This window comes from Chromobacterium sp. CV08 (genome assembly GCF_051129845.1).
Classification (GTDB): Bacteria; Pseudomonadota; Gammaproteobacteria; order Burkholderiales; family Chromobacteriaceae; genus Chromobacterium.
Genome location: NZ_CP150453.1, coordinates 1,411,122 through 1,434,910 on the forward strand (window position 1 = coordinate 1,411,122; position 23,789 = coordinate 1,434,910).

Here is a 23,789-nt window from a genome sequence, read left to right on the forward strand (position 1 = left end):
ACGTATCATAGGGGCTTGAACTGGAGGAGCGAGATGACTGAACGATTGCGGGCCGGTTTACTGGGATACGGCTATGCCGGTGCGACCTTTCATGCCCCCTTGCTGCAGGCGACCGATGGCATGGAACTGGCCGCAGTGGCCTCAAGCAGGCCGGAGCAGGTGAGGAGGGCGCTGCCTGATGCCAGGCTGTTCGCCGCGCCGGAAGACTTGCTGGCGGCCGACGATATCGATCTGGTGGTGATCGCGACGCCGAACGACAGCCACTTCCCGCTGGCCCAGGCGGCTTTGCGAGCCGGCAAGCATGTGGTGGTGGACAAGCCGTTCACGGTGCGGGCCGACGAGGCCCGCCAGCTGTGCGAATTGGCGGAACGGGAAGGCCGCTTGCTGTCGGTGTTTCACAATCGTCGATGGGACGCCGATTTTCTGGCCTTGCGCGGCTTGTTGCAGGACGGGCGCCTGGGACGCATCGTGCATTTCGAGTCGCATTTCGATCGTTACCGGCCGCAGGCGAGGCAGCGCTGGCGCGAGTCCGACCAGCCGGGCGCCGGGCTGTGGTACGACCTGGGGCCGCACCTGCTCGACCAGGCGGTGCAGCTGTTTGGTCTGCCGCAGGCCATCTTGCTGGAATTGGCGGTGCTGCGCGACGGGGCGGTCGGCGACGACTGGTTCCACGCCTTGCTGCGCTATCCGGACAAGCGGGTATTGCTGCATGCCGGCACGCTGGTGGCCGATGCCGGACCGCGCTTCATCGTCCATGGCAGCGAAGGCAGCTTCACCAAATATGGTCTGGATACGCAGGAGGATGCCTTGAAAGCAGGGATCCGGCCGGGAGGGCCGGGCTGGGGACGTGATCCGCATCCGGGGCGGGTGATGGGAGCCGCCGGAGAGACGGCCGACTATGCGGGGCCGGACGGCGCCTACACGCGGTATTACGCTACGGTGCGCGACGCGATTCTGGCCGGGGGAGCCAATCCGGTGCCGGCGCGCGAAGCCTGGCGGGTGATGGCCCTGCTGGAACTGGGGCTGCGCAGCGCCGATCTGCAGGCCTGGCAGACGGCGGCCGACAGTCTGGCCGGCTAGCGTTTGGTTTTCTTCTTGTCGCCGGTTTCCATGGACTGCTGTACGCCGGCGATGACCTCTTCCGCGCTGGATGCTGCGCGCTGCTGCGGCGCGATTTCGGTCAGCAGCTGCTCCAGCAGTTTGCTGCGCGAGCTGATGTGATGATCGAAGCGCCAATCCTTCAACAGGTCGATGGCGACGTCGAAGTAGCGCATGTCGATGTCGTACAGTTGGCTCAGATCGAAGGAGCGGCCCATTTCCAGCGCGGCGGCCAGTTCTTTCAGCACCTGCATCTGTTGCGGATCGTGTCCTTCTTCGATGAAACGGCGGATTTTCTTGGCTGCGTTCATTGGGTGTCCTGTCTGAAGCCGGGGGTGTGTTTGCCTGCCATCATGGTCGGGCTTGCCGCATCAGTCAACTCCCCGCCCATCAGTAGGGGATTGACGTTGCGGCGGCAGCCCGCTGTCCGTTCAGCATATTGAGGCCTGGCCGAAGCCGGCTTATCTTGGCCTTGCCCGCCAGATGGCAGCCGCGTCCGTGGCCTGTCTTTGCGTCTTGATATGAGGAGGACCTCGATGAAACAGCAAGAAGTGCGGAATCACGCCTATGCGATGCCGCTGACCAGCCCGGCCTTCCCGCCCGGCCCGTACCGCTTCGTCAACCGGGAATACATGGTCATCACTTATCGGACCGATCCGGCGGCGATCGAGGCCGTGTTGCCGGAGCCGCTGTTGCCGGCGGAGCCGGTGGTCAAGTATGAATTCATCCGGATGCCGGATTCCACCGGTTTCGGCGACTATTCCGAGAGCGGGCAGGTGATTCCGGTGACTTTTCAGGGGGTGCGCGGCAGCTATGTGCATTCTATGTTCCTGGACGACCAGCCGCCGCTGGCCGGTGGGCGCGAGTTGTGGGGATTTCCGAAGAAGGCGGGTCGGCCGCGCTTGGAGGTGCATCAGGACACCTTGGTCGGCAGCCTGGATTTCGGCCCGGTGCGCGTCGCCACCGGCACGATGGGCTACAAGTATCAGACGCTGGATCAGGCCGGTTTGCTGGCCAGCCTGGCGGAGCCTAACTTCCTGCTGAAGATCATTCCGCATGTCGACGGCACGCCGCGGATCTGCGAGCTGGTGCGCTACCATACCACCGACGTTACGATCAAAGGCGCCTGGAGCGCGCCGGGCTCGCTGGAACTGCATCCGCACGCGCTGGCGCCGGTGTCCCAGCTGCCGGTGCTGGAAGTGTTGTCGGCGCGGCATTTCATCTGCGATCTGACGCTGGATCTCGGCGTGGTGGCCTTCGACTATCTGCAGCAGTAGCGACGGCGGCGGTCATGTAAATGAATGCGAACAATTGCTAACATTCGGATACAGACGCCGTTCGGGGCAAGCCTTATGCTTTGGCTTCGATTTTCCAGCGAGTGATAGCAATGAAGTCTAGCGTTCTGATGTTTGCCCTGGGCCTGAGCCTGTTCGCAGGCGCGGCCTGCGCCGATACCGCCACCAGCACCATAGTCGGCGGCGCGCTCGGCGGCGCGGCGGGCGCGGCGATCGGCCATTCGGTCGGCGGTCGAGACGGCGCCATTCTGGGCGGCGCGCTCGGCGGCGGCGCCGGCGCCGCCATCGGCAACAACTACGGCCGCAACGCCGAGCGCAGGGACGACGACAGACCGCGTTACAAGCGTTGCCATCGGCATCATCGCCATCACCGCTGCCGTTGACCGGCTGCGGGACCCCGCCTGCCCGTATTGCCGCGAAAGCGCCCGGATTCCGGGCGCTTTTTGCATCAGTCGACTAGAAAGAGTAATGGTGCGGACGGCTGCCATTGCCGCCGCATCGGGTTTTCCGGGGCCGATGTATGGGGAGCTTCGTTCGCGGGTGGAGCGGGCGCCGGCTGCGCATTCGATGCTTGGGAGAGGTGGATCATGCTGTCGCGACTGTCGCTGGCCAATAAGCTGCTGCTGTTGATCGTGCCGTTTTCGCTTGTGATGATTGTGCTGGCGATGGTATTGGCCCGCGACCGTCTGCATACGCTGGACGAGATGCAGCGCTCCGACCGGCTGATTGCCTTGGCCGTCGTTTCCAGCCAGCTGATCCATGATCTGCAGGCCGAGCGCGGTCTGAGCAACGGTTTTCTCAGCGGCAAGGCGGCGGTCCTGCCCGATGCGTTGAATCAGGCCCGAAGGGCCAGCGACAAGAGCCTGACCGCGTTTCAGCAGCAGGCCGACGGTTTGAGTGACGGTACGATAGCGGCGGGCGCGAAGGAGACGGGGCGCCAATTGAGCGAGTTGCAGGCCCTGCGCGGCAGGGTGGCCGGCCGCGGTGTCGCGCCGGCCGACGCGTTTGCGGCGTATTCCAGCCGTATCGACGGCCTGATCGGCCTGATCGCGAATCTGGCGCAGGCCAATAGCGACGGCGATCTGCTACGCAGCACCGCGGCGCTGCTCAGCCTGCAGTGCGAGAAGGAGTTCGCCGGCCGGGAGCGGGGTTTCGTCAACGGCGCGCTCAACGCCGGGGCTTTCGATCAGGCGGCGTTCGCGCAGGCGGCCGGTCTGGCGGCCAGGCAGCAGGCTTGCAAAGGCCAGTTCGCCTTGATGGCGCCGGAGGCCTTGCGCGGCCAGATGGATGCGCTGGAGCAGGGGCCGGAGAACCAGCGGGTGCAGGGCATGCGCGACAAGCTGCTGAAGACGCCGCTGGGCCAGCCGCTGGGCATGGCCGCCGCCGACTGGTTCAAGGCGACGACCGCGCGCATCGGCGCGCTGAAGGCCTTGCAGGATCAATTGCTGCAGAGTCTGGCGCAGCAGGTGGCCGGCAAGGTGGATCAGGCGCGGCGCGATCTGCAATGGACGCTGACGGGCTCCGGCCTGGTGATCCTGTTGCTGTGCGTGATGGGATGGCTGATCTACCGCAGCGTCCACGGCCCGGTGCTGTATCTGGAGGGCTTGATGACGACGATGAGCCGCGATCTCGATCTGGGGCCGCGCGCGAAGATCGACGGCGCCGACGAGGTCGCCCGGATGGGCCTGGCCTTCGACCAGTTGGTCGAGGCCTTTGCCCAGACGCTTGGGCAGGTCAAGGACAATGCGCACCAGGTGGTGGACGCCGCCGACGCGATGTTGTCGATTTCGCAGCGTGCGGCCGATGCCTCCAACACCCAAAGCCAGTCGGCGGCGCAGATCGCGGCGGCGGTCGAGCAGATGACGGCCGGGATCGAGGCGGTCAGCGACAATACCCGGCTGTCGCTGGCGGTCGCGCAGCAGATGCAGAGCAGCGTGACCGGCGGCCGGGAGAGGATGAGCAGCACCGCGACCGCGATCAGCCAGACCGCCAGCGTGCTGGACGACGCCGGCGGCCGCATCGAGACCTTGCAGCGCAAGTCGGAGGATATCCGGTCCATCATCACGGCCATCCGCGAAATCGCCGACCAGACCAATCTATTGGCTTTGAACGCGGCGATAGAGGCGGCGCGAGCCGGTGAAATGGGCCGAGGCTTCGCCGTCGTCGCCGACGAGGTGAGAAAGCTGGCCGAGCGTACCGGCAAGGAGACGCTGGACATCACCGCGTTGATCGAGGACATACGCTCGGAGACGCAGACCGCCGCGCTGCACATGCAGGAGGCCCGGCAGCGGATGGAGTCCGGCATGCAGATGGTCGGGCAGACCGTCGGCGATCTGGAACACATACACGGCGAAGCGGCCGAGGCGGCCAGCAAGAGCCAGGGCACGGCGGCGGCGATGGCCGAGCAGAGCCAGGCCAGCAGCGAGGTTGCCAGCAATATCAGCGTCATCGCCTCGCTGGCGGAGTCGAACTCCGACATGGTGGGGGAGGTGGCGGCCTTGTCGAAGCGGCTGAACGGCGCGGCGTCGCAATTGGCCGAGCTGGTGGACCGCTTCCGCCATGCAGGCGGCCGCTGAGGCCCGCCCTCAAGAGATTTTGAACAGCGCCGAGAGAAACGGCCCCGTACGGGGCCGTTTCCGATTGCGGCAGGGCGGGGTCAGAACCAGAAGTAGCGGCGCAGCGCGGCGTCCAGGTTGGCGACGTCCGGCACGCCGACGCCGGTGGCCTGGTCGTAGCCGCGGTGGGCGGCGTAGCCCCAGTTCCCGCCGGCGGCGACATCGCGCAGCGGCGCGCCGTGGCGGCCGAAGCCGTGATAGGCGTGGCCGGTGGCCAGGAGGCCGTACAGCGAGAAGTTGAGCAGGCCCAGGCGACCGCCCATGGACTGGTTCAGCAGCGCGGTGATGCCGGCCAGTTGCGGCGCGACGAAGCTGGTGCCGCCGTTGTTGCTCAGCACCGAGAAGCCGTTCTTGCTGGACGTGTAGTACACCACGTAGCCGGTCTCCGGATCGCCGTTCATCGAGATGTCAGGCACGTTGCGACCCTTGAAGTGGGCGGGCACGCTGGCGATCACCTGCGGCGGCGTCTGGCTGGTGTCGACCAGTTGCTGGCCGGCCGGCGTGTTCTGCATGCCCGGCACCCAGTTCTGGTAGAAGGGGCGGCTGATCCAGCCGCTGACGCCGCCGCCGCCGCCGACCGGGAAGATGCCGCAGGCGACGGCATCCTTGCCCAGCGCCTTGCACAGGCCATCCAGGTAGTCCCAGCCCCAGGTGCGTTCGCTGGAGATCTTGACCTGCATCGCCTTGCCGTTCGGGTGGAAGGTCAGCGTGGCGGGCACGGTGGTGGCGCCGGCGGCGGTGATGAATTGCTGGTTGGCCGGGCTGTCCACCGACAGCACCTTGCCGTATTGCGGCAGCGGGGCGGCGCGGTTGACGTCGTATGCGCCGGCATCACCGGCGGCGGCGAATAGGGTCTGGCCCTGCAGCGCGGCCTGCAGGAACAGATCATGGTAGGCCTGCAGCACATCGGTGCTCTTGCCGGCCACCGGATTGGCCGCCTGGCTCTGTTGATCGAACCATTCCCACTCGCCCCAGCTGACCGACAAGGTGTCCGCGGCGTTGGATTCTATCGCCTGGGCGAAGGCGTCGACGAAACCCTGCGTGGTGTTCGGCGCCTGGTAGACGATGATCTTGGCCGCCGGCGCGATGCCGCCCGACTGCTCGACGTCCAGCGTGGTTTCGTCGGAGCCGCCGTCGTCGCTGGGGGCGCCCGGGCCGCCGTCGATGTCGACCACCGTCAGCCGGTTCGGATCGGCGGCGAGGCCGAGCTGGTTCCAGTACTGGAAGGCGTCGGACGGCGTGAAGCTGGCCAGCGTGACGATGCCTATGGTGGCGCCCTTGCCGTGTATGCCCTTGTTGTACAGCGGCGTGATGTTGTAGTAGCGGGCCAGATCGGTCACCGTCCATTGGCCGGGGGCGTTGCCGCCGGTCACCGGCGCGCCGCTCCCGCCGCCGGCCGGCTGCAGATGGTTGGGCAGCTGGCGCAGATGCGGGCGGAAGTGCGGGCGGCTGTCCAGGCCGATCACGGCCTGGACCTCGCTCAGATCCACCGCCGGCGCGGAGGCGCGAACCGGCGCGATATAGCGGGAGGCGCCCTGGACGGCGGTCTTGTTCTGGAAGACGTGCACTTCGGCGCCGAAAGCTTTCTGTACGGTGGCGGCCGGGCCGCTGACTTGCAGCAGAGAGCTGCCTATGCGCTTGACGCCGAGGCCGGCGGCCTGCAGACGGGCGCTGATCCGCTCGACGGAGGCGTCGGTCGGCGCGAAGCGGGCGCGGAATTCCGCCGGACTCAGGAAGCGATGATAGTTCGGGCTGGCCGGCGTATGGACTTCCTGCAGATAGCGCGCGGCGGCGTCGCGGTCGCGCAGGTGCAGGGCGACGGTGACGGTCAGTTTCTGCGCCGGCGCGGTCTGTTCGACCTTGCCGAGGTCGACGGCGGTGGCGGCCATCGCGCCGGAGGAGGCCGCGGCGAGCAGGGCGGCGGCCAGACTGCTTATTTGGAATGTTTTTGTCATGTCGACTTTCTCCTTTGTATGGTGTGGGTCGCGCTTGGCGGCGCGATCCGGACGGAACGGCCGCGTCGTCTTCTCCTGCGGGCCTGTGCGGCGCGTTCGGGCTTCCGTCGGTCGTTTCGTGCTATCCAATTTGAATAAATTGGCGCGACCAGTATAGGAACGGCGAATTGTCGAAAGCGGGTTTTTTTGTGAAGTTCTATGTAGCCGACTTGCCGGTGAAACCTGTCCAACATCTTGATATGAAATATAAATAGAGAGCGCTTTGACTGTAATGGCGGCGATGGCGGACGGCGAGGGGTCGTGCCGGGGGCGGGGAGAATGGCCGACGGAGACGATGCGGGGCGCTTTCCCCGGAAATATTTGGATTTTGTCAACTATCGAACGGATTGCCCGGTGCCGGGAGGCCGGCTGAAGTACAATTCATATAGCGTTCGTTGGCTGTTCAGATATTGAGGTGCCAGATTGTCGAAATGGAGACAGATTGTCTGCTCCGCTGCGACCAATCGATACGGCGCAACGAGCTTGGAGGAGACATGCTGATTGATCGATTTGGCCGCGCGATCGAGTATCTGCGGCTATCGGTGACCGACCGCTGCGATTTGCGCTGCAACTATTGCCTGCCCAAGGGCTTCAAGCATTTCGAGGAGCCGGACAACTGGCTGACGTTCGACGAGATCGAGCGGGTGGTGGCGGTGTTCGCCCGGCTGGGCACGCGCCGGGTGCGGCTGACCGGCGGCGAGCCGCTGTTGCGCCGCGATCTGCCGGCGCTGGCGGCCAGGCTGTCGGCGCTGCCGGGGCTGCAGGATTTGTCGCTGACCACCAACGGCACCCAGTTGCAGCGCCATGCCGCCGCGCTCCGCGCCGCCGGCGTCAGCCGCATCAATCTGAGCCTGGACTCGCTGAGGCGCGACTGCGTCGAGCAAATCACAGGCAGCGACAGCCTGCCCAAGGTGCTGGAGGGGCTGGCGGCGGCGAAGGCGGCGGGCTTCTCGCCGATCAAGATAAACATGGTGGCGATGCGCGACGTCAACGACGCCGATATCGAGGCGATGGCGGCCTTCTGCGTCGAACAAGGGCTGATACTGAGGCTGATAGAAGCGATGCCTATGGGCGAGACCGGCCGCTCCGCGCACTATCTGGATCTGCAGCCGGTGCTGGAGCGCCTGTCGCGACGCTTCGACCTGGTCGAGCAGGCCAGGGAGCTGGGCGGCGGTCCGGCCCGTTACTGGAGCAGCCGCGACGGGGTTTTTTCGCTGGGCGTGATCACGCCGATCTCGCAGCATTTCTGCGCCACTTGCAACCGGGTACGGCTGTCGGTGGACGGCACGCTGTACCTGTGCCTGGGGCAGGAGGAGAAGATGGAGTTGCGTCCGCTGCTGCGCGCCGGCATCGACGACGCCGGCCTGGAGGCGGCCATCCGCGAGGCGATAGAGTTGAAGCCGGAACGCCACGAGTTCCGCGAGCAGCCGAAGAAGCTGGTGCGCTTCATGTCGATGACCGGCGGCTGAGCGCCGCGGGACGGGAGCCTAGCGCTCCAGTATCGCGCGGCGGTGGCGTCGGAACACCCATTTCTCCCACATCAGCAGCGTGTCCTGGTCGAAGGAGGCGCTGATGTCGGCCACCGCCAGGAATCGCTGCCCCAGCGGCTGACACAGCGTCACCTTGCCGTACAGGAACAGGCTGAGCGCCGAGTCCGGATTCGGGTACAGCGAAAGCAGCAGGGACTGCCCCGGCCGCCAGGCCTGATTGTCCTGCCAGGCCGCCGCGTGCAAGCCCAGGCGGCACGGCGCGCAGGCCGGCCGGTCCGGATGGCGCCCCAGCAGCGACACCTCCAGTGCCAGATCCAGCTTGGCTTCCAGCCGCATCAACACCGGATTGGTGTCGTCCGGCGTTTCGCCCGGAGCCGCCAGCACGCGCATCGCCAGCCGGGTTTCGCGCTGCAGCCGGGGCGGGTAGTCGCCGTCCAGCGGCTGGGCGAGGAAGGGGAGTTCGGCGTCGAAGCTGACGGTATCCAGCAGCGGCAGATCGGGGGCTTGTTTGTCCGGCATGGTCGTCGCTCAGTGATACAGCCGCAGAATGGCGTCGAGGCCGCCGTGTTCGATGGCGATGTCGGCTTCGGCGCTGACGCGTGGTTTGGCATGATAGGCGATGCCGACGCCGGCCTCGCGCAGCATAGGCAGGTCGTTGGCGCCGTCGCCGACCGCCAGCACCTGGCCGGGCGCCAGTCCCAGCGCGTCGCGGGTGGCGATCAGCAGCCTTCTCTTGGCCTCGGCGTCGACGATGTCGCCGACCAGCCGGCCGGTGAGTCGGCCATCGACGATTTCCAGTTGGTTGGCGTAGGCCTGGTCCAGCCCGTAATCGGCCTTCAGCCGGTCGGTGAAATAGGTGAAGCCGCCGGAGACCAGCAGCGTCCTGACGCCGTGCCGCTTGCAGGCGGCCAGCAACTCCGACGCGCCGGGATTCAGGCGCAGCCTTTGTTCGTACACCTGGCGCAAGGCCTCTTCCGGCAGTCCGGCCAGCAGCGCCACCCGCTCGCGCAGGGCGGCGGAGAAGTCCAGCTCGCCGCGCATCGCGCGCTCGGTGATTTCGGCGACCTGGGGCTTGATTCCCTTGATGTCGGCGATCTCGTCTATGCATTCGATGTTGATCAGCGTCGAATCCATGTCGGAAACCAGCAGGCGGAAATCGGCGAAGCGGCGGTCGTCGTCGATGTAGGCGGCGTCGTAGCCGTGACGACGGCAGCGTTCGAGAACGTCGGCGCGCCGGGCCGGATCGGCGCCGCGCATCCGCACCACGTCGATGCGCGGATGGTCGAGGTGCGGCGTCCGCGCCAGGTCGGCGATGTCGTCGATATGCAGCGGATCCGGCTGCTGGGCGAGTACGACCAGGGTTTTCTGTGTGCTCATGGTGCGATAGGCGTCAAGACGGTTGCTTTCATTATGCCACGTCTTGAGCCTGCTGCCGCGCCCGGGCCGGATCGCGCTCAGTCCGCCTTGGCGCAGGCCGCGCAGCGGCCGGCGAACCAGCGCTTGAGCAGCGCGTCCATCGACAGGCGGCCCGGACCGAAGGCCAGCAGTACCAGCAGCTGGGCGCCCCAGAAATAGTGGAACTGGCGGGTGGTCTCGGTCAGGCCGGGGTAGCTGATCACCGCCACCGCGTTGAGGATGAACAGGCCGGCGGCGGCGAAGCGTCCGCCCAGGCCAAGCGCCAGCAGCGAGGATAGGCCCAGCTCGCCGCAGGTGGCCATTACCGCGGCGACGGCCGGCGGCAGCAGCGGCACGTGGTATTCGTCGGTGAACAGCGCCAGCGTGATGTCCCAGTCGTCTATCTTGGTCAGGCCGGAGCGGAAGAAGACGTCGAGCAGCCACAGGCGGAGCAGCAGCAGGATCAGCGGCTGCAGCAGGTCGGCGCAGCGGATCAGCAGTTGGTAGGCGGAGACCGCCGGTTTGGCTAGCGTATTCATTCGGTTTCACCTTGTCGGATGTGCAGGGAGGCCAGCAGCGGCGGCTGGAACAGGCCGAGCAGCGCGGATTGCAGATCGAAGCCGGCGTCGCGCGTCTGGGCCGCTTCCATGGCGTCGGCCAGCGCGGCGCCGCCGAACAGCGCGGCGTAGAAATCGTGGCGGGCGTCGTCCAGCGCCAGCGTCTTCACCTCTCCGCGCTCGCGGTAGACCAGCGCGTTTTCCGCCGGCAGCGCCAGCAGTCCGTCCAGCGGCCCGCGCTCGCGGTGGGCGCGCCAGATGCTGAGCGCCGGGCTGTCGGCGCGGCATAGCGCGACGTCGGGCCGGGGCTGAAAGCGCAGGGCCTCCCATTGCCCGGGCGCGAAGGCGGCCAGCGCCGAGGTGTCCAGCGATTCGGCGTCGGCGGCGTAGTAACTGCGGTGGACCGCCCATTCCAGGCGGGCGACGTCGGCCAGATAGGGCAGTTCGCGACAATGCTCGAAGCCGGCGACGAAGTCGGCGAAATCGGCGCCGTAGCGGTGCAGATTGCCGCTGTCCGAGGCGTGGCGCTTGACGTACTCGCGCGCCAGCGCGGTGAAGAAGTCCTCGCCGACCAGTTCGCGGCAGACCGGGTGGCTGTGCGCCAGCGTATCGATCAGGCCGATGCGGTAGTTGTTGCGGTAGACCGAGAGTCCGGCCGGGTCCAGTCCCAGCGCGGCGGCGGCGGGGGCCTGCGCCGGGTCGGCGATGGCCTCCAGCAGCGCGTGCTGCCAGTCATGCCAGTTCATCGCGGCTCTCCAGTATCGCCTGGGCCTTGGCGGCCTCGGCGCGCAGCTCGGCCAGCGGCGGGATGTCCAGATCCCATTCGATCAGCGTCGGACGCGGCCCTATCCGCTCCACGACCTCGCGGTAGAACCGCCATACGCCGTCATGCACCGGCTGGCTGTGGGTGTCCACCAGCATGCCTTCGCGCTCGCTGTAGCCGGCCAGGTGGATTTCGCCGATGGCGCCGGCCGGCAGCGCCGACAACACGGCGTCGGTATCGGTGCCGAGGTTGACGCGATTGACGTAGAGATTGTTGACGTCCAGCAGAATGCCGCAGCCGGTGTGGCGGACCAGCTCGGCCAGGAATTCCCCCTCGTTCATTTCATTGCCCGGAAACTCCACATAGCTGGACAGGTTCTCCAGCAATAGGGTCCGGCCCAGCGCGTCCTGGGTCTCCGCCACATGGCCGGCGACGACGTCCAGCGCGGCGCGGGTGTACGGTATCGGCAGCAGGTCGTTGACGTAGCGGTGCGGCGAATGGTTGAACGACAGGTGTTCGGACACCGAGGCCGGATTCACTTCGTCTATCAGCCGCCTCAGCGAGGCCAGATGGCCGCGATCCGGCCTGGCGGCCGAGCCGAGGCCCAGGCCGACGCCGTGCAGCGACAGCGGCCAGTGCGAGGCGATGCGGCGCAGCATCGCCAGCGGCGTGCCGCCGTCGAAGAAGTTTTCGCTGTGCACCTCCACCCAGCCAAGCGGCGGCAGGGTATCCAGGACTTCGCGATAGTGCGGAGCGCGCAGGCCTATGCCGCAGGCCGCGGGAAGCGTGGTCAGGGTCATGCTGGTGTTCCGGGTGGACGGCGGCCCGCGGGGGACGGGCCGTCGCGGGATTGACGCTTATTTCGCGGCGGGCTTGCCGCCCATCTTCTCGCAGCTACCCTTGGCCACGTATTTCCAGTCGGCCGGATCCTTGTCCACCTTGGCCTGGCCGGCGCAGGAGTGGGTGCCGGACGCGCAGTCGTTCTTGCCGGCCTGGGCGATGCCGTAGCACTTTTCCTTGTCGGCGGCGACGGCCGGCGCGGAGGCGAGGGCGCCGATGGCGATGACGGCGCCGAGGGCGGATGCGATCAGGGTTTGATTCTGTTTCATGTCTGAGACTCCTGGTGGGGTGCGCCCGGCGGCGGAGGCCGCCGTGTCCGGGCGTATGGTACTGAAAGCCGCCGGCCTTGCCAGCGGGGAAAATCACATCGGTTTGGTTTGACCGCCCATTTGCTGGCAAGTGCCGGCCGGCACCAGCTTGAAGTCGGCCGGGTCGTTGTCGGTCTTGGCCTGTCCGGCGCAGCCGTGGCTGGCGGTCTTACAATCGTTCTGGCCGACTTTGGCGATGCCGAAGCACTGGTCCTTGTCGGCGGCGGAGGCGGGGGCGCTGGCCAGCGTGCCGATGGCGAGAATGGCGCCGAGCGCGGAAGCGAGCAGAGCTTTATTGCTGTTCATGGTTCTCTCCTGGATGGTTCGCCGAAATTGGCGAGTGTGGCGGGGGCTGAGGTCCTGTAACGGCCAAGCATCGCCCGACAACCATTGAGTCGCGACGCTTTTCCGTTTCTTACGCGGAGGCGAAAAATTTTTCCGCGCGACAGGATGGCCGCGTCCGGCGATCGCCACGGCTCGCCGGCGCCGACGCTCCCGTCGTTATAGCGCGGCTTTGCCGGTCCGGCCCGGCGTGGTGGCCAAGAGGAGGGGAAGAGGCCGCCGGCGGCGGCCCGGAGTCAGTCAGCGGATGCCGGCGACCTTGTGGGTCTGCACCGACAGGCGCCATTGCGGATGCGCCATGCAGTAGGCGATGGCGGCGCGGGTGTTGGCGGCGAGATCGGGGCCGTCCATAGGCTGCAGGTAGAAGGTGGCGAAGTCCAGGTCTGCGACGCTTTCCGGCAACTGCGTCGCTTGCGGATAGACGAGTTTCAGCTCGTCGCCGCTGCGTTGCTTCAGTTCGGCGCCCGCCTTCGGGCTGACGCAGATCCAGTCCAGCCCGGCCGGCGCGGCGACGGTGCCGTTGGTTTCGACGGCGATTTCGAAGCCCTCCGCGTGCAGCGCGTCCACCAGTGCCGCGTCCAGTTGCAGCAATGGTTCGCCGCCGGTGCAGACCACGTACGGCGCGCCGCCGGCGTCTTTCGGCCATTCGGCGGCGATGCGGGCCGCCAGGGCGGCGGCGCCGACGAACTTGCCGCCGTCGGGCCCGACGCCGACGAAGTCGGTGTCGCAGAACTGGCAGACGGCCTTGGCGCGGTCCTCTTCCCGGCCGGACCACAGATTGCAGCCGGCGAAGCGGCAGAACACCGCCGCGCGGCCGGCCTGGCGGCCCTCGCCTTGCAGCGTGTAGAAGATTTCCTTGACGGTATAGGTTGTCATGGCGTTTTCTCGCGATCTCACAGCAGCGGCCAGCGCATGTCCTGGCGGAAATGCAGCGACACGCCGGCCTGTTCGCGCTCCATCAGATCGATGCGGGCCAGTTCCGGCACCAGCGGCGACAGCTGGGCGTGCACCCACTCCGCCACTGCGGCGTTGTCGCCGCGGCGCAGGCCGGGCAGCCGGTCCAGCGGATTGTGGTCCAGCTGGCGGTAGATGGGCTTGAAGCGGTCCTTGACGTCGCCGAAGTCAAGCAGCCAGCCCATCGTGCGGTCTATGTCGCCGGACAGCATCAGCCGGACCAGGTAGCTGTGGCCGGTGTAGGCGCCGTCGGCGCCGAAAGGCATCGCGCTTTCGAAACGCTGTTCCTTCCAGATGCGGAAGCGCTGGCCGTCGAACTGGCTGCCGGCGCTGTGCGTCTCGCGGACCTCCACCCAGGCCAGACCGGGCACGGCGTCCCGCAACTGCCGGTGCAGCCATTGCGCCAGCACCTCGCTGGTGGGGTTGTCCAAGCCGGCGATGTCGTTCAGGTAGCGGTGGTTGAGCTGCCGATGCAGCGGCGCCCAGGCGCGCTCAAGCTCGTCCTGGCCGGTCAGGGCGGCGTCGGCGACGATGCGCACGCCGAAGCCGTGGCCGTGCAGCCGCCCGCATTTGTGGCCGGGCGGCACGTGCGGCAGATGGTGGGCGGCCTCGAACGAGGCGTTCAGCCAGTTGAGCGCGCGGGGGCCGTCCAGCATCACGCCTCGGTCGGGCGCGCCCTGCAGCATGACGGCCGCGGGGCCGGGCAGCGCGCCGGCGATGTGGCGCGCCAGCGCCAGGTCGTCGCAGGCGGGCAGGACGGCGTTCAGGTCGGCGTAGTCCAGCGGCGCCGCGGCGGCCTGTACGGCGGCCTGCAGCGCAGGCTGGTCAAGGCCTTGGGCCTCGCTGCGGACGGTGACGCGGAAACTGTGGCCATGCGGACGCGCGGCCTTGCCGGGGACGGCCGGCAGCCGCCGCGCCGCTTCGAAGCCGGCGCCGGCGATCAGGTAACAGGCGTGCATATCAGTTTCCCCGCGCAGTCGTCCGGCAGCGTTCCACCAGCGGGTCGGCGACGCCGGCGGCGGCGAAGCCCTGGGCGCGCAATTCGCAGGAGGCGCAACGGCCGCAAGGCGGCACCTCGCCGTTGTAACAGGTGTGGCTCCAGGACAGGGCTTCCATCGCGCCCACCTGTTGCGCCAGCGTGACAGTCTCGGCCTTGGACAAATACATCAGCGGGGCATGCAGCTCTACCCGGCTGTCCATGCCCAGACGCAGGGCCACCTCCAGCGCCTTCAAGGTGTTCTCGCGGCAGTCGGGGTAGCCGGAGTAGTCGGTCTGGGCGACGCCGGTCACCAGGTGGCGCGCGCCGCGGGTGTAGGCGAAGGCGGCGGCGAAGGTCAGGAAGATCAGGTTGCGGCCCGGCACGAAGGTGTTGGGCAGCGCGTCGTCGTCGCGGGCGCCGGTTTCCGGCGCGATGGCGGCATCGGTCAGCGCGTTGCCGCCGATGGCGGCGAAGGTGTCGATGGGCAGCACGGTCTGGCGCACGCCGGCGAGCGCGGCGATCTTGCGCGCGGCGTCCAGTTCGACGCGGTGGCGCTGGCCGTAGTCGAAGGTCACCGCCTCGACATTGGCGGCGCCGAAGCGTTGCAGCGCCCAGTAGAGGCAGGTGGTCGAGTCTTGGCCGCCCGAGAGCACCACCAGGGCTTTTTCATCAGATGCTTGATTCATATTCCGTCGAGAACAGTCGAGGGTTTGTGACGGCGCGTCGGGATCGGTCTCACCCGCCGCGCAAACTATTGATTTTAACCCACTATAGACCCGGCGGGGGAAGGGATGGGACTGTGGTCAAAATATGACATGTGTAATACACGCAACGGGTAGATTTTTTTTGATTGCGGTCATGACATGTTCATGCAATTAATGATCTGTGCATGATGAATGTGCACTTTATAACTTTTCGTGATGTACAAAACATCCTGACGACAAAGGGAAAACAAAATGGACAAGAGATTACCCGTCGCGGCAGCGGCCTTGCTGCTCGCCTCATCCGCATTCGCCGCCGACCTGCAGGTCACCCTGGGCCAGCCGGTGGTCAGCGCCGCTCAGGACGTCGATGTGACGGTGACCTATCGCAACACCGGCAAGGAGACGCTGCACGTCTACCGCTGGTTCGTGCCGACGCAGCAGCTGCAGGAGCAATTCCTGGACGTCAGCGTCAACGGCAAGGCGGCGGAATACCTGGGACCGCGTTACAAGCGCGTGGTGCCGTCGCTGCGGGACACCGTGACGCTGGCGCCGGGCGCTTCGCTGAACGCCAAGGTGCGGGTGTCCGACTACTATGACCTGTCCAAGGGCGGCCAGTTGAACGTGCGCTTCGAGAGCAGCAGCAACAAGCTGCTGAACCGCAGCCTGCCGGCCGGCGTCAACGCCAAGCTGGCCGTCCAGCCGCAACAGGACGAGGCCATCGTCTCCAATGCGGTCGGCGCCTACAGCGCCGGCAAGGTCAGCCCCTTGCTGCAACGCTCGCAGGCGGCGAAGCTGGAGTGGCAGGCGCTGGCCCGCAGCGCGGTCAGCGGCGTGAGCTATGCCGGCAATTGCTCGGTCACCCAGCAGAACCAGTCCCGGGACGGCGTGACCGCCGCCGGCGCGATGGCCGATGACGCCAATGCCTATCTGAACGGCACGCCGTCGGCCACGCCGCGCTATGTGACCTGGTTCGGCAAGTACAGCCAGGCCAACTGGAACACCGCCAAGGCCCATTACGTCAAGATCAAGGACGCGCTCGATACCAAGCCGATCAAGCTGGATTGCAGCTGCACCGACGGCGGCACCTACGCCTACGTCTATCCGTCGCAGCCGTATACCGTCTATCTGTGCGGAGCGTTCTGGACGGCGCCGACCAAGGGTACCGACTCCAAGGGCGGCACGCTGGTGCATGAGCTGTCCCACTTCACCGTGGTGGCCGGCACCGACGATCACGTCTACGGCCAGGCCGGCGCCAAGAATCTGGCAAAGACCAATCCTACCCAGGCGCTGAACAACGCCGACAACCACGAGTATTTCGCCGAGAACACGCCGGCGCAGCAGTAAGCGTTTGAACCCGCCCAGGCGGCGCTTCCCGGTCGGGGAGCGCCGCCGTTTCCGTCCGGCCCGGCGCTGCGCGCGGCATTCCGGCGCGACGTGTCTTATTATGGGAGTGCCGGGCGCGCCGAACATCGGCCGATCCGGTCCGTCCGCGCCGAAGACGCGCAGCCCCCGCCGGGGGCTCGCCGCCGATGCGCCGCTGCGTCGCTTGGAGGGGGTGATGTCGTCGACGACCATCTTGCTGGTAGAAGACAGCGCTACCAACCGTTACTTCATCGAGCAGTTCGTCATGGAGCTGGGCTACCGCTGCGTGTCGGCCAAGAACGGCCGGGAGGCGGTCGAGTATTGTCGGGACACGACGCCCGACCTGATCCTGATGGACGTGATCATGCCGGAGATGGACGGCCTGCAGGCGACCGCCGAGTTGCGGCGGATGTTCGGCGAACACTGGGTGCCCATCATCTTCCTGACCAGCCTGAACGAACTGGAAAGCGTGGTCGAGGGGCTGAAGGCCGGCGGCGACGACTATCTGGCCAAGCCCGTCAGCTTCGATCTGCTGTCCGCCAAGATCCACGTGTTCCTGCGCATCGCCGAGATGCAGAACCAGATCAACCAGGATGCGATCCGCCTCGAAAAGTATTACCGGGAAAACGAGATGGAGCAGCAACTGGCGCTGGAGCTGATGGAACGGCTGATCCATCAGCGCACCTCGATGCCCGAGCATATCTGGCAGTATCTGAATCCGGCCGCCAATTTCAACGGCGACCTGATCATCGTCAGCCAGCCGCCGTCCGGCGGCGAGCACATCATGCTGGCCGATTGCACCGGCCACGGCCTGACCGCCGCGATCAGCGCGCTGCCGGCGATAGACTGTTTCTACGAAATGACCCACGCCGGATGCGCGATGACCGAGATCGCCCGCGGCGTCAATCAGAAGCTGCACCGGCTGCTGCCGGGCGGCCGTTTCGTCGCGGCGTCGCTGATCGAGATCGGACCGGCCGGCGACGAGATCCGCATCTGGAACGGCGGCGTGCCTTGCGTGCTGCTGTTCGACGAGCGCGGCGATCTGATCGCGCGCTGTCCGTCACACCATCCGCCACTCGGCATTCTGCCGCAGGACGCCTTCGACGACTCGGTGCAGGTGTTGCCCTGGCGACCCGGACAGGCGCTGGTGGTCAGTTCGGACGGCATTACCGAGGCCAAGGACGGCGGCGGGGCGATGTTCGGCCTGCCGGGCGTCGAGGCCGCGGTGCGCGCCGGCTGGCCGAGCCGCATCGGCGACGCGGTGCTGGAGGCGGTCAAGGCCCATATGCTGGGCGGCGCCGCAAGCGATGACGTCTCGCTGCTGGTGGTCAGCCATCCCGGCGCTTAGCCTGCCGGCCGGGCAGCCCTTCGGGGCCGCTTTCCGCACCGGCCGTCCGGCAGAAAAGGCCGATGCCGCAAAAAGACCTTGAACAGGCTCTTAGACGGCGCAGACCCGGCCGCGGCCGGTCCCTTTCGCCAGATAGAGCTGGGCGTCGGCCCGCTCTATCAACTGCCGGAAGTCTGCGTCGGCTTCCGGCTCGATCGCGGCGACGCCCAGGCTGAGCGTGACGCAGGGCGAGACGTCGGATGCGGCATGTTCGATCCGCAGCTCGCGCACCGCCGCCTCCATCCGTATCGCCACCGACACCGCGCCGGCCAGGCTGGTTTCCGGCAACAGGCAGGCGAACTCCTCGCCGCCGAAGCGGGCCGCCAGATCGTATGGCCGCTGGGCCTGGACCTGCAGCGCGGCCGCGACTTGCCGCAGGCACTCATCGCCGGCGCTGCGGCCATAGCAGTCGTTGTACTTCTTGAAGTGGTCGACGTCGGACAGGATCAGCGCGACCGTCGCGCCGCTGCGCTGGCAATGCCGCCAGGCCTGGTCCAGCCTTTCGTCGAACAGCCTGCGGTTGGCGATGCCGGTCAAACCGTCGGTGAAGGCCAGCGAGCGCAGCTGGTCGGCCTGGAATTTCAGGGTCAGGTGGGCGTTGACCCGGTTGCGCAGCGTGGCGGGAATCACCGGCTTGGTGACGAAATCCACCGCGCCGGCTTCCCAGCAGGCGATTTCCTGCTCCTGCCCCTGATGGCCGGTGACGAAAATGACGGGGATGCCGCCGGTGTCCGGCGCGTCTTTCAGATGGCGGCATACGTCCATGCCGTTCATGTCCGGCATTTCGACGTCCAGCAGCACCAGGTCGGGCGGCGTGGCGCGGCAGAAGGCGATGGCCTGCTCGCCGTTGGTGGCCATGAAGATATCGTGTTCCGGGCTCAATATCTGATTGGCCACCATGATGTTGGTGGGCTGGTCGTCCACCACCAGGATGCGACCGCGGCGGTCGGCCTGTCGGGGGAAGGCGGGAGTGCGGTTCATGGCTGGTCGACTTTCTGCTGTCCGAGGATGTCGTCGCACAGGCGGGAGGCGGCGGCGAAATCCATTTGCATGATGGCGTCGGCGAGGGCGCCGAATGGCTGCGGCATGCTGTCCCGGTAACGCTGCTGCAGCAGTCTGAAGGCCTGCAGCGCTTCGAGGTTGGCATCGTTCAGCAAGCGCTGCAGCGCCGACAGTTCGCGGCGCAGCTCCTCGCTCGCCGGCGGCGCCGGAGTCGGCAGTGCCGGCGCCTGCAATTGTCCGGCCAGTTCCCGCGCGGCGGCCGCGGCCAGCGGCGCCGCCTGCCGCAGCGCGGCGAAATCGTCGGGCCAGGGCCGGGACGGGTCGCGCAGCGCCTGCTCGGCGGCGGCGGCATCGGCCGACAGCGCTTCCGCGCCGACGGTGGCGGCCAATCCCTTCAGCGTGTGCAGGGTCTGCACCGCGGGCTCGCGCTGCCGCCGCTCGACGGCCGACTGCAGCGTCGCGAGCAGGCCCTGTACTTCGTCGGCGAAGCTGAGCAGCGTGCGGCGGTAGATTTCCTGATTGCCGCCGAAGCGGGGGAGCGCGGCCCGGCTGTTCAGCAGGCCGGCGTCGGCAGCCGCCGGCGCCGGGACCGTCGATGGGACCGGTTCCGCCGGCGTCGGCGCGTCGGCGCGGCGGGTATGGCGGCGGATCACGTCGACCAGCTGCGCCAGGTCGAACGGCTTGCCGACGTGGTCGTTCATGCCGGCCTCCAGCGCGGCCTCCCTGTCGGACGGCATCACGTTGGCGGTCATCGCGATGATGGGCAACTGCTCGGCGGAAAAGCTGGCGCGGATCAGCCGGGTGACGGTATAGCCGTCCATGTCCGGCATCTGGATGTCCATCAGCACCAGATCGTACAGCGGCGAGGCTTTCTGAACCGCCACCAGTGCGTCCTGGCCGCAATCGGCGACGTCGATGGCCGCGCCCTCGTTGCCCAGCAGCTCGCGCGCGACCTGCTGGTTTGTCGGATTGTCCTCTACCAGCAGCAGCCGCAGTCCGGCCAAGCGCGGCTCGATGTGCGGCGCGCGCGCCGGCAGCGGGGCCGGCTGGCTGTGGCTGGCATGGGCGTCGGCCACGGCGTCGAACAGCATCGACGCGGTCACCGGTTTGATCAGGAAGCTGTCGAAGATGCCCGGCTGCTGTTTCTGGCGCTGGGCGAACAGCTCGCGGCCGTAGGCGGTGACCATCACGATCACCGGGGTGTGGCGGCCGGCCTGCATCCCGCGCAGCCGGCTGCAGGTTTCCCAGCCGTCCATGCCGGGCATGCGCCAGTCCACCAGCACGATATCGTAGTCCACCTCGTCCTGTCGGGCCTCCACCAGCGCCAGCGCCTCCTCGCCGCTGCCGGCGACGTCGACCTGCCAGCCGAAGGAGCGGAGGATGGCGCTTTGCGCCTGACGGGCGCTGTCGTTGTCTTCTATGACCAGGCAGCGCAGGTTCTGCAGCGAGACCACGCCGGCCGGGGTGGCCGTCTGCGGCGGTTCGGCCGCCTCGCAGGCGATTTCGAAGCTGAACACGCTGCCCTGGCCCGGCACACTTTCGACACCCAGCTGGCCGCCCATCAACGCCACCAGGCGCTGGCTGATGGCGAGGCCGAGTCCGGAGCCGCCGTAGCGGCGGGCGGTCGAGGTTTCCGCCTGCGAAAAGCCTTCGAAGATGCGCTGGCATTGCTCGGGCGAGATGCCGATGCCGGTGTCGCGCACCGCGAAGGCGATGCGGATCCGCTCTTCCTCCCGCTGTCGCAGCCGGGCCGACAGCACCACCTCGCCCTGTTCGGTGAACTTGATGGCGTTGCCGGACAGATTGATCAGCACCTGTTGCAGACGAAGCGCGTCGGAGACTATCCATTCGGGCAGGGCGGGATCGATATCGAACAGCACCTCGACGTCCTTGTTGCCGACATTGGCCGACAGGATGACGCCGATATCGCGCAGCAGCTTGTCGAGGCTGAACGGGTGCGGGTCCAGCGTCAGCTTGCCGGCCTCCACCCGCGAGAAGTCGAGGATGTCGTTCAGTATGCCCAGCAGCGTGCGCGCCGCCGACGTGGCCTTTTCGGTGTAGTCGGCCTGGCGGATGTCCAGACCGGTCTGCTGCAGCAACTGCAGCATGCCCAGCACCGCGTTCATCGGCGTGCGGATTTCGTGGCTCATATTGGCCAGGAATTCCGATTTGGCGCGGCTGGCGCTGTCGGCCGCGGTCTTGGCTTCCAGCAGCCAGTTCTCCTGCTCGCGCTGCAGCGTCACGTCGCGGTTGATGCCCAGCACGCGGCTGGGCTTGCCGCCCGGACCGTATTCGATCAGCGCCGCCGCCTGCACATAGCGGATCTCGCCGTCCTGCCGCACGATGCGGAAGGTGGGGTTGAAGGCGCCGCCGCCTTCCAGCGCGCCCTGCAATTGGTGCTCGACCGCGGCGACATCGTCCGGATGGGTGCGGGAGCGCCAGTGGTTGTAGTAGAGCCCGAAGTGCTGGAAGGAGCGCGGGATGTCGTAGATATCGAACATGCGTTCGTTCCATTCCAGCGCGTCGCTGCCTATCTCCCAGCTCCAGATGCCCAGTTCGGCGACCTCGGCGGCCTTGACCAGCTGGTCGCGGGCCGATTCCAGATTGCGCCTGTCCTCCTCGCGCTGGGTGATGTCGGAGGCGATGCCCAGATAGCCGGTGATGTCGCCGTCCTCGTTCTCCAGCCGCGACATGGTCAGCTGCACCGGCAGCTCGCGGCCGCCGCGGCGGACATAGGTCCATTGCCGCTCGTCGGTGTTCTGGCGTCGAAGCCGGGCGACGATGGCGTCGAAGCCGGCTTCCACGTCCTCGCCGAGTTCCTCGGCTTGCCTGGCCGCCGCGGCTTCCAGTTCGGCCGGCAGGTGAAAGGCGGTCATGGACGCCTTGCCTATCATGTCGTCGGCGAGATAGCCCAGCATCCGTTCCGCCGCCGGATTGAACAGCGTGACGGTGCCGACGGTGTCGGTGGCGATGATGGCGTAGCCGGCGCTGGTGAGAATGGCGTTCTGCAGCGCCGAATAGATGCGGATCTGGCTGGTGCGCTCCTCCACCTGCTGTTCCAGCGAGGCGTTCAGTTCGCGTATGCGCTTATCTATCGCCTTCTGTTCGGTGATGTCGCGTATCGTCAGCGCGACGCCGCCGACTTCGCCCCGGGCGCGTCGTATCGGCGACAGCGTGATGGAGGCGTCCAGCAGCCGGCCGTCTCGCGTGCGATAGACGGTGTTCAGGCAGTTCTGGACGCCGCCTTCCACCGCCTGCTTCAGCAGCGCGGCGTCTTCGGACTCGCCGCCGGGGGCGGCGATCAGATCGGTCAGCGGGCGGCCGAGCGCCTCTGCCGGCGGATAGCCGAACATCTTGTCGGCGCCGCTGTTCCAACTGGTGACGACGCCGTCGGGCGTGCAGCCGACGATGGCGTCGTTGGAGCTGTCGACGATGGCGGCCAGCTCGGCCTGGCGCGCGCCGGCCTGGCGGTATTTTCTCAGGTAGAGCAGGGAGACGGCGCCGATCAGCGCGAACATGGCCACCATCGTGGCCAGCGTGGCCGACCGGGTGGCGGCGACCATGCGGTCCACCGCGGCGTCCGGCAGCACGGCGAAGACCTGGCAGTAGTGGCCGGGCGCGGCATTGGAGAACGGCACGCGGGACGAGCGGGCGTAGGCGATGCCGTGCGGCGACGAATACGTCGGCAGGCTGGCAGGCTGGCCGATGCCGGGCGGCAGCGGGTGGAAATCGTCCTGCCAGCGCCAGTTTTGGCCGCGTTCGAAGCCGAAGGTGCGTTTCGGGTCCGGCTGCAGCAGATAGTCGCCGCGCTGGTTGGTCAGATAGATGCGCAGTTCGACCGGGATGCTCTGCGTCAGCGAAGCCAGCAGCGCGCTGGCGTTGAAGTTGATGATGACGACGCCGAACACCTTGCCGGCGGCGTCGTAGATAGGCGTGGCGACCCTCAGCGTCGGCAGCGGCGGGCCGCCACTCTGCTGCTGATGGCGGGCGCCGCTGTCCAGGTCGGAGAAGTAGACCTGGCCCGGTTTGAGCCTGATGGTCTGCTGCACGTAGTCGCGCGCGCCGCGTTGCGGGATATTGTCGGTGGGGACGGCGGCAATCCGCCCCCGGCCGTCGCGTTCTATCCGCACCAGCTCGCGGCCGCCGTCGGCGACGCCGATGAAGCGGATGGACGCGAATTCCGGATTGGCGATCAGGAAGGCGCGGAAGAGCGCGGTCAGGCGGCCGTGCAAGGCGGCTGCGGTGGAGTTGTCCTGCGTATCGACGCCGTTGTGCGCGCTGGCGCGCATCAGGGCCAGCACCGGAGGCGTGGAGCTGAGGAACAGCACGTCGCGCTCCAACTGGTCGAACTGCTGACGCAACATGACGTTGCGGGTCTGGGCGATGTAGCCCAGCCGGATCTGGTAGGCATCGAGCAATTGCTGGCGCTGGTGCAGGCCGGTCTGAAACACCACGACCGCGGTGACGACGACCGCGGTGCTGATGAAACCGATTAGCAGGCGCCATTCATGTCTGAGCCAGACGGCGGGGCGGATGAGGGGCAAGATGCAGCTCCTGGAGCGGGTTCGAGGAGGCGTGGCCTGTCGGTCCAATTATAGGAAGCGGCGCGCCTCATTCAAATTGCATCCGCGTCGGCGTCGGGTTGCGGCGGCGGTTCGACGCTCGATGTGAACAGGCCCCGCGGATGGTTTCGCGGGGCCCGTC

21 protein-coding genes are annotated in these 23,789 nt (G+C 67.2%); 7 read left to right on the forward strand and 14 right to left on the reverse strand.

Annotation, left to right across the window (positions count from 1 at the left end):
• Positions 1-33: 33 nt before the first annotated feature.
• The gene (locus tag WNM05_RS06750) at positions 34-1,080 is read left to right on the forward strand and encodes an oxidoreductase (RefSeq protein ID WP_434633596.1); all 1,047 of its coding nucleotides are present in this window, start codon (positions 34-36) and stop codon (positions 1,078-1,080) included.
• Here the strand turns inward: WNM05_RS06750 and WNM05_RS06755 are convergent.
• Complete coding sequence (locus WNM05_RS06755; RefSeq protein ID WP_434633597.1) at positions 1,077-1,409, reverse strand: hypothetical protein; 333 nt, start codon at positions 1,407-1,409, stop codon at positions 1,077-1,079. The two genes, WNM05_RS06750 and WNM05_RS06755, sit on opposite strands and share 4 nt — an antisense overlap.
• A gap of 225 nt (positions 1,410-1,634) precedes the next feature.
• Between WNM05_RS06755 and WNM05_RS06760 the strand changes: the two genes are divergently transcribed.
• The 3 genes from WNM05_RS06760 (at position 1,635) to WNM05_RS06770 (ending at position 4,969) form a co-directional block, all read left to right on the forward strand.
• Positions 1,635-2,375, forward strand: coding sequence for an acetoacetate decarboxylase (locus WNM05_RS06760; RefSeq protein WP_434633599.1), 741 nt, complete (start codon positions 1,635-1,637; stop codon positions 2,373-2,375).
• Between the two features lie 110 nt (positions 2,376-2,485).
• Positions 2,486-2,776, forward strand: a complete 291-nt coding sequence (locus tag WNM05_RS06765) for a glycine zipper domain-containing protein (protein ID WP_434633601.1) — start codon at positions 2,486-2,488, stop codon at positions 2,774-2,776.
• Positions 2,777-2,980: 204 nt separating this feature from the next.
• Positions 2,981-4,969: a methyl-accepting chemotaxis protein gene (locus tag WNM05_RS06770; protein ID WP_434633603.1), complete on the forward strand. Its 1,989-nt coding sequence runs from the start codon at positions 2,981-2,983 to the stop codon at positions 4,967-4,969.
• An 80-nt stretch (positions 4,970-5,049) separates the two neighbouring features.
• Here WNM05_RS06770 and WNM05_RS06775 read toward each other — a convergent pair whose 3' ends face one another.
• Complete coding sequence (locus WNM05_RS06775) at positions 5,050-6,963, reverse strand: S53 family peptidase (RefSeq protein ID WP_434633604.1); 1,914 nt, start codon at positions 6,961-6,963, stop codon at positions 5,050-5,052.
• Between the two features lie 533 nt (positions 6,964-7,496).
• Between WNM05_RS06775 and moaA the strand changes: the two genes are divergently transcribed.
• Positions 7,497-8,471: a GTP 3',8-cyclase MoaA gene (gene moaA, locus WNM05_RS06780; RefSeq protein WP_434633605.1), complete on the forward strand. Its 975-nt coding sequence runs from the start codon at positions 7,497-7,499 to the stop codon at positions 8,469-8,471.
• Between the two features lie 18 nt (positions 8,472-8,489).
• Here the strand turns inward: moaA and WNM05_RS06785 are convergent, their stop codons facing one another.
• The 10 genes from WNM05_RS06785 to queC all read right to left on the reverse strand — a co-directional run bounded on the left by WNM05_RS06785 (position 8,490) and on the right by queC (position 15,316).
• Entirely contained in the window at positions 8,490-9,011 is a 522-nt protein-coding gene (locus WNM05_RS06785) for a hypothetical protein (RefSeq protein ID WP_434633608.1), read from the reverse strand.
• Positions 9,012-9,020: 9 nt separating this feature from the next.
• Positions 9,021-9,749, reverse strand: a complete 729-nt coding sequence (gene serB / locus WNM05_RS06790) for a phosphoserine phosphatase SerB (protein ID WP_434635129.1) — start codon at positions 9,747-9,749, stop codon at positions 9,021-9,023.
• Between the two features lie 197 nt (positions 9,750-9,946).
• Positions 9,947-10,426, reverse strand: a complete 480-nt coding sequence (locus tag WNM05_RS06795; protein ID WP_434633609.1) for a DoxX family protein — start codon at positions 10,424-10,426, stop codon at positions 9,947-9,949.
• A complete protein-coding gene (locus WNM05_RS06800) occupies positions 10,423-11,190 on the reverse strand; it encodes an HvfC/BufC family peptide modification chaperone (protein WP_434633610.1) in 768 nt (255 codons plus the stop codon). Before WNM05_RS06800 ends, WNM05_RS06795 begins: the two co-directional genes overlap by 4 nt.
• The gene (bufB, locus tag WNM05_RS06805; RefSeq protein ID WP_434633612.1) at positions 11,177-12,007 is read right to left on the reverse strand and encodes an MNIO family bufferin maturase; all 831 of its coding nucleotides are present in this window, start codon (positions 12,005-12,007) and stop codon (positions 11,177-11,179) included. The genes WNM05_RS06800 and bufB overlap by 14 nt, the downstream gene beginning before the upstream one ends.
• A 57-nt stretch (positions 12,008-12,064) precedes the next feature.
• Positions 12,065-12,316 carry a BufA1 family periplasmic bufferin-type metallophore gene (locus WNM05_RS06810; RefSeq protein WP_434633614.1) on the reverse strand — a complete coding sequence of 84 codons (252 nt, stop codon included), beginning with the start codon at positions 12,314-12,316 and terminating at the stop codon, positions 12,065-12,067.
• Positions 12,317-12,409: 93 nt separating this feature from the next.
• Complete coding sequence (locus tag WNM05_RS06815) at positions 12,410-12,661, reverse strand: BufA1 family periplasmic bufferin-type metallophore (protein ID WP_434633617.1); 252 nt, start codon at positions 12,659-12,661, stop codon at positions 12,410-12,412.
• Between the two features lie 276 nt (positions 12,662-12,937).
• Positions 12,938-13,573, reverse strand: coding sequence for a 7-carboxy-7-deazaguanine synthase (gene queE / locus WNM05_RS06820; RefSeq protein ID WP_434633619.1), 636 nt, complete (start codon positions 13,571-13,573; stop codon positions 12,938-12,940).
• A 17-nt stretch (positions 13,574-13,590) separates the two neighbouring features.
• Entirely contained in the window at positions 13,591-14,610 is a 1,020-nt protein-coding gene (locus WNM05_RS06825; RefSeq protein ID WP_434633621.1) for a 6-pyruvoyl trahydropterin synthase family protein, read from the reverse strand.
• Position 14,611: 1 nt separating this feature from the next.
• Positions 14,612-15,316, reverse strand: coding sequence for a 7-cyano-7-deazaguanine synthase QueC (gene queC, locus WNM05_RS06830; protein WP_434633622.1), 705 nt, complete (start codon positions 15,314-15,316; stop codon positions 14,612-14,614).
• A gap of 270 nt (positions 15,317-15,586) precedes the next feature.
• Between queC and WNM05_RS06835 the strand changes: the two genes are divergently transcribed.
• Together WNM05_RS06835 and WNM05_RS06840 are read left to right on the forward strand one after the other, a co-directional pair.
• The gene (locus WNM05_RS06835; RefSeq protein ID WP_434633624.1) at positions 15,587-16,678 is read left to right on the forward strand and encodes a M35 family metallo-endopeptidase; all 1,092 of its coding nucleotides are present in this window, start codon (positions 15,587-15,589) and stop codon (positions 16,676-16,678) included.
• Positions 16,679-16,892: 214 nt separating this feature from the next.
• Entirely contained in the window at positions 16,893-18,044 is a 1,152-nt protein-coding gene (locus tag WNM05_RS06840; protein ID WP_434633625.1) for a PP2C family protein-serine/threonine phosphatase, read from the forward strand.
• Positions 18,045-18,134: 90 nt separating this feature from the next.
• Here WNM05_RS06840 and WNM05_RS06845 read toward each other — a convergent pair whose 3' ends face one another.
• Together WNM05_RS06845 and WNM05_RS06850 are read right to left on the reverse strand one after the other, a co-directional pair.
• Positions 18,135-19,064, reverse strand: coding sequence for a diguanylate cyclase (locus tag WNM05_RS06845; protein WP_434633628.1), 930 nt, complete (start codon positions 19,062-19,064; stop codon positions 18,135-18,137).
• A complete protein-coding gene (locus WNM05_RS06850) occupies positions 19,061-23,629 on the reverse strand; it encodes a response regulator (RefSeq protein ID WP_434633630.1) in 4,569 nt (1,522 codons plus the stop codon). The genes WNM05_RS06845 and WNM05_RS06850 overlap by 4 nt, the downstream gene beginning before the upstream one ends.
• Positions 23,630-23,789 lie beyond the last annotated feature (160 nt).

What these genes read in the sequence shown, in the direction of transcription:
- WNM05_RS06750 (WP_434633596.1), top strand. Translation starts at nt 34, where the DNA reads ATGACTGAACGATTGCGGGCCGGTTTACTGGGATACGGCTATGCCGGT.
- WNM05_RS06755 (WP_434633597.1), bottom strand. Translation starts at nt 1,409, where the DNA reads ATGAACGCAGCCAAGAAAATCCGCCGTTTCATCGAAGAAGGACACGAT.
- WNM05_RS06760 (WP_434633599.1), top strand. Translation starts at nt 1,635, where the DNA reads ATGAAACAGCAAGAAGTGCGGAATCACGCCTATGCGATGCCGCTGACC.
- WNM05_RS06765 (WP_434633601.1), top strand. Translation starts at nt 2,486, where the DNA reads ATGAAGTCTAGCGTTCTGATGTTTGCCCTGGGCCTGAGCCTGTTCGCA.
- WNM05_RS06770 (WP_434633603.1), top strand. Translation starts at nt 2,981, where the DNA reads ATGCTGTCGCGACTGTCGCTGGCCAATAAGCTGCTGCTGTTGATCGTG.
- WNM05_RS06775 (WP_434633604.1), bottom strand. Translation starts at nt 6,963, where the DNA reads ATGACAAAAACATTCCAAATAAGCAGTCTGGCCGCCGCCCTGCTCGCC.
- moaA (WP_434633605.1), top strand. Translation starts at nt 7,497, where the DNA reads ATGCTGATTGATCGATTTGGCCGCGCGATCGAGTATCTGCGGCTATCG.
- WNM05_RS06785 (WP_434633608.1), bottom strand. Translation starts at nt 9,011, where the DNA reads ATGCCGGACAAACAAGCCCCCGATCTGCCGCTGCTGGATACCGTCAGC.
- serB (WP_434635129.1), bottom strand. Translation starts at nt 9,749, where the DNA reads ATGCGCGGCGCCGATCCGGCCCGGCGCGCCGACGTTCTCGAACGCTGC.
- WNM05_RS06795 (WP_434633609.1), bottom strand. Translation starts at nt 10,426, where the DNA reads ATGAATACGCTAGCCAAACCGGCGGTCTCCGCCTACCAACTGCTGATC.
- WNM05_RS06800 (WP_434633610.1), bottom strand. Translation starts at nt 11,190, where the DNA reads ATGAACTGGCATGACTGGCAGCACGCGCTGCTGGAGGCCATCGCCGAC.
- bufB (WP_434633612.1), bottom strand. Translation starts at nt 12,007, where the DNA reads ATGACCCTGACCACGCTTCCCGCGGCCTGCGGCATAGGCCTGCGCGCT.
- WNM05_RS06810 (WP_434633614.1), bottom strand. Translation starts at nt 12,316, where the DNA reads ATGAAACAGAATCAAACCCTGATCGCATCCGCCCTCGGCGCCGTCATC.
- WNM05_RS06815 (WP_434633617.1), bottom strand. Translation starts at nt 12,661, where the DNA reads ATGAACAGCAATAAAGCTCTGCTCGCTTCCGCGCTCGGCGCCATTCTC.
- queE (WP_434633619.1), bottom strand. Translation starts at nt 13,573, where the DNA reads ATGACAACCTATACCGTCAAGGAAATCTTCTACACGCTGCAAGGCGAG.
- WNM05_RS06825 (WP_434633621.1), bottom strand. Translation starts at nt 14,610, where the DNA reads ATGCACGCCTGTTACCTGATCGCCGGCGCCGGCTTCGAAGCGGCGCGG.
- queC (WP_434633622.1), bottom strand. Translation starts at nt 15,316, where the DNA reads ATGAATCAAGCATCTGATGAAAAAGCCCTGGTGGTGCTCTCGGGCGGC.
- WNM05_RS06835 (WP_434633624.1), top strand. Translation starts at nt 15,587, where the DNA reads ATGGACAAGAGATTACCCGTCGCGGCAGCGGCCTTGCTGCTCGCCTCA.
- WNM05_RS06840 (WP_434633625.1), top strand. Translation starts at nt 16,893, where the DNA reads ATGTCGTCGACGACCATCTTGCTGGTAGAAGACAGCGCTACCAACCGT.
- WNM05_RS06845 (WP_434633628.1), bottom strand. Translation starts at nt 19,064, where the DNA reads ATGAACCGCACTCCCGCCTTCCCCCGACAGGCCGACCGCCGCGGTCGC.